The organism is Pelomonas sp. KK5, from assembly GCF_001984095.1.
Lineage (GTDB): Bacteria > Pseudomonadota > Gammaproteobacteria > Burkholderiales > Burkholderiaceae_C > KK5.
Genome location: NZ_LYVQ01000382.1, coordinates 1 through 3,412 on the forward strand (window position 1 = coordinate 1; position 3,412 = coordinate 3,412).

The following is a 3,412-nucleotide window of genomic DNA, read 5'->3' on the forward strand; positions in this document are numbered from 1 at the left end:
GGATTTTATGGGGCCGCCAGCCGTGCCTGCATGTCGGCATGGGCCGCGGCGATCAGCCGCGCAAGTGCCGCCTCATCGACCTCGCGATCCGGCAGCCCCAGCTTCACATGCCGCATGAGCCGCCCGCTGCCTTCGAGCAGCCGGTCGGGGTCGTCCAGCTCCGCCCCGCGGAAGAAGCCGACGTTGACGTGCGCGCTGAAGGCGTTGACGTAGGCGAAGGCGGCCTCGCCGGTGCAGGCGGTGGGGTGGCCGTCGTGCAGCAGTTCGCGCACGTCGTCGCCGCAGCCGCGCATCACCTCGAACCAGCGGCGGGCCAGCGCGCCCCCTTCACCGTGCCGTCCGAACCAGGCCTCCACGCCCGGATCCCGCTGCCGTGCCATCGAGAAGAGGAAGAGGCCCTGCGTCACGACGGCCGCTTGAACTTCTTCAGCCGGGCCGCCACCTCGTCCCGGGTCACGCAGCCGATCGCATGGTCGTTGAGCATGCCCATCGACTGCATGAAGGCATACATCGTCGTCGGCCCGACGAACTTCCAGCCGCGCTTCTTCAGGTCCTTGGACAGGGCGCGCGAGGCGGCCGTCTCGGTGGCGTGCTCGGGCGCCGCCAGCGCCGCGGGCTCGAAGGACCAGATGTAGCGCGCCAGCGAGCCCTGCTCGGCCACCAGCTCCACGCAGCGCTGGGCGTTGTTGATGGCCGCCTCGATCTTGCCGCGGTGGCGCACGATGCCCGCATCCTGCAGCAGGCGCTCGACGTCCTTGTCCTTGAAGCTCGCGACCTTGTTGAAGTCGAAGCCGGCGAAGGCCTGGCGGAATGCGTCCCGCTTGTTGAGGATGGTCCGCCAGGACAGGCCGGACTGGAAACCTTCCAGGCACAGCTTCTCGAACAGGCGGAAGTCGCTGTCCACCGGGAAGCCCCATTCGGTGTCGTGGTAGCGGAGGTAGCCGTCGTCGCCGGCGGCGGCGGCGCACCAGCGGCAGCGGGGGCGGCCGTCGGCGGGGAGGTAGTGGGTGTCGGTCGCTGTCGTGCTCATGCCCTCAACGATAACGGGCCGCCAGCGCCTTCAGCGTGCCGTTGCGTTCCAGCGTCTGCAGGGCCTGCACGAGCCGCTGCTCGACCGCCGCCGGCACGCTGCGCGACACGACCAGGTATTGAGGCTCCTCGCGGAACACCGTGGTCGCCACGCGCAGCTGGCCTTCCAGGCCGCTCTCGCGCAGGTTGCGCAGCAGGTTGATGTCCTGGCCGTAGATGGCGTCGGTGCGGCCGGCCAGCAGCATCTTCATCGCCTCGCGTTCGGAGGGCGGCGCATCGGTGGGCACGCGGGCGCGGGTCAGCACCTCCTGCAGCGAGGTGCCCTGCATCACCAGCACCGGCTTGCGGCTGGCGGCCAGGTCTTCGACGCTGCGGTAGTCGGTGGCGTCGTCGGCGCGCTGGAGGATCATGTGGCGGATGCGGAACAGCGGCACCGGCAGGTAGCGCCACTGCTGCTCGCGCTCGGGCGTCTTGAGCAGGCAGAAGAAGGCGTCGAGCTCCTCCTGCGCCAGCAACCGCTCGATGCGGCGCAGCGGCGCGCGCAGCTTGAGGCCGGTGAAGCGCAGGCCCGGGTCGACATGCTCGACCGCCCGCAGGATCTCCATGCACAGGCCCGGCATCGCCTCGGCCTCGGGCGCGTACTTGCCGAGCGCGTTGCTCTGCTGCGCGGTGCGCAACTCCACCACCGGCGCGGCCAGCGCCACGGAAGCTCCGAGCGAGCACAGCAGCCCCGCGGCCAGCCAGCCCGTCTGTCTCCCCCGGCTCTTGCTTCTTGTCATGACCCAAGCATAGTGCGCCTGCGGCAGGGCTCCTAGAATCAGCGGATGGCAAACCCTCAATTCACATGCAGCGTGCTGGTCCAGGTGCTGCCTGAGCAGACCGATGCCGAGCAAGGCAAGTACGCCTTCAGCTACACGATCACCATCGAGAACACCGGCGACATCACCGCGCAGCTGATCGGCCGCCACTGGCTGATCACCGATGCGCGCGGCAAGGTGCAGAAGGTGGACGGCCTGGCGGTCGTCGGCCACCAGCCGCTGCTGGCGCCGGGCCAGAAGTTCCAGTACACCTCCTGGGCACAGATCGACACGCCCCAGGGCAGCATGCAGGGCCGCTTCCTGTGCGTCACCGAGGACGCCGAGGTCTTCCATACCGAGCTGCCCGAGTTCATGCTCGCCAACAGCGCCAGCCTCCATTGAGAGCATCCAGCCCCGCCTGGGACCTGACGGCGCTGCTCAACGCGGCTGATCCACGCGCCGAACTGCCGGCCCGCAACCTCTGGCTCGCCCGCCTGCTGCAGTGGCTGCGCCACGCGCCGACGGCGGCCACCGACGAGGATGCCGCCACCCTGCCCCGCCCGGTGCTGCGCCTGAAGCACCTGCTCAACATGCTGGAGCGCAACCCGCAGCATGCCGACACCTTCGCCGCGATGTGGGCCAGCATCTGGCGCCACATGGACGGCACCGGCCTGTTCGCGGATGCCGGCTTCGCGCCGCGCATGGCGCTGTGGAGCGAGTTCACGCACCGGCTGCGGCTGAAGGTGCTGCCCGGCACGGTGGACACGCGCGACCTGGGCGAGCTGTTCGCCCAGCTCTTCACCGAGGAAGACGACCTGCGCTGGCTGGAGGCCATCGACGATGCGCTGCTGGCCCGCCTGGCCGCGCTGCTGGACCGCTCCGGCGTGGACGGCCCGGGCAGCTCCTGGCGCGCCGCGCTGAACCGCGCGATGACGGTGCTGGTGAGCGCGGTGCAGGCGGCGGGCCTGTCGGGCCCGCTGCGCCAGCGCATGAGCCCCGAGCTGCTGGTGAACCAGCCCTTCGAGCAGCTCTCCCGCGCCGGCGATGAGCTGGCCCAGGCGCTCGAAGTCGAAGACGGCGACCACGCCGCCGTGCTGCGCGCCTCCCAGTACCTCCGCGCACTGCTGCAAAGCTGCCGCGAGGCGGCGCAGAGCGTGCCTGAGCACCTGGAGGCCTACGGGGTCTCGGTGGACATCATGTTCGAGGTGGAGCAGCTGCGCGTGCGCAGCCAGCGCATCGAGGCGCTGCTGAACTGCCTGGTCTCCGACGAGCCGCGCCGCGAGCTGCTGCGCCTCACCATCAGCCTGGTGCGCTCCACCCATGCGCGCCGCAGCGTGCGAACGCTGTTCGCGCGGCACTACTCGCTGCTGGCCCGCAAGGTGGCCGAGCGCAGCGCCGAGACCGGCGAGCACTACATCACCCGCAACCCGGCCGAGTACCGCGCGATGCTGGGCCGCGCCGCCGGCGGCGGCCTGGTGCTGGCCGGCACCACCTTCACCAAGTTCGCGATCCTGGCGATCGGCCTCTCAGCCTTCTGGGGCGGGGCCTGGGCGGGCGTCAACTACGCGCTCAGCTTCGTCATCATC

4 protein-coding genes and 1 pseudogene are annotated in these 3,412 nt (G+C 70.3%); 2 read left to right on the top strand and 3 right to left on the bottom strand.

Annotation, left to right across the window (positions count from 1 at the left end):
* Positions 1 to 5 precede the first annotated feature (5 nt).
* Genes B0W88_RS30615 through B0W88_RS30625 form a run of 3 tightly spaced genes read right to left on the bottom strand, consistent with a single transcriptional unit; the run spans position 6 to position 1,808 of the window.
* Positions 6 to 407: a DUF1801 domain-containing protein gene (locus B0W88_RS30615; RefSeq protein ID WP_198937986.1), complete on the bottom strand. Its 402-nt coding sequence runs from the start codon at positions 405 to 407 to the stop codon at positions 6 to 8.
* A complete protein-coding gene (locus tag B0W88_RS30620) occupies positions 404 to 1,030 on the bottom strand; it encodes a DNA-3-methyladenine glycosylase I (protein WP_077038269.1) in 627 nt (208 codons plus the stop codon). The genes B0W88_RS30615 and B0W88_RS30620 overlap by 4 nt, the downstream gene beginning before the upstream one ends.
* Before the next feature lie 4 nt (positions 1,031 to 1,034).
* Positions 1,035 to 1,808, bottom strand: coding sequence for an ABC transporter substrate-binding protein (locus tag B0W88_RS30625; protein ID WP_083749179.1), 774 nt, complete (start codon positions 1,806 to 1,808; stop codon positions 1,035 to 1,037).
* 45 nt (positions 1,809 to 1,853) lie between these two features.
* On the opposite strand from B0W88_RS30625, the gene apaG reads away from it, so the two are divergent.
* On the top strand, positions 1,854 to 2,228 hold the full coding sequence (gene apaG / locus B0W88_RS30630; protein WP_077038271.1) for a Co2+/Mg2+ efflux protein ApaG: 375 nt from the start codon (positions 1,854 to 1,856) through the stop codon (positions 2,226 to 2,228).
* Positions 2,225 to 3,412: pseudogene (locus B0W88_RS30635) on the top strand (site-specific recombinase); the annotation flags it as partial. The gene apaG and the pseudogene B0W88_RS30635, both read left to right, overlap by 4 nt.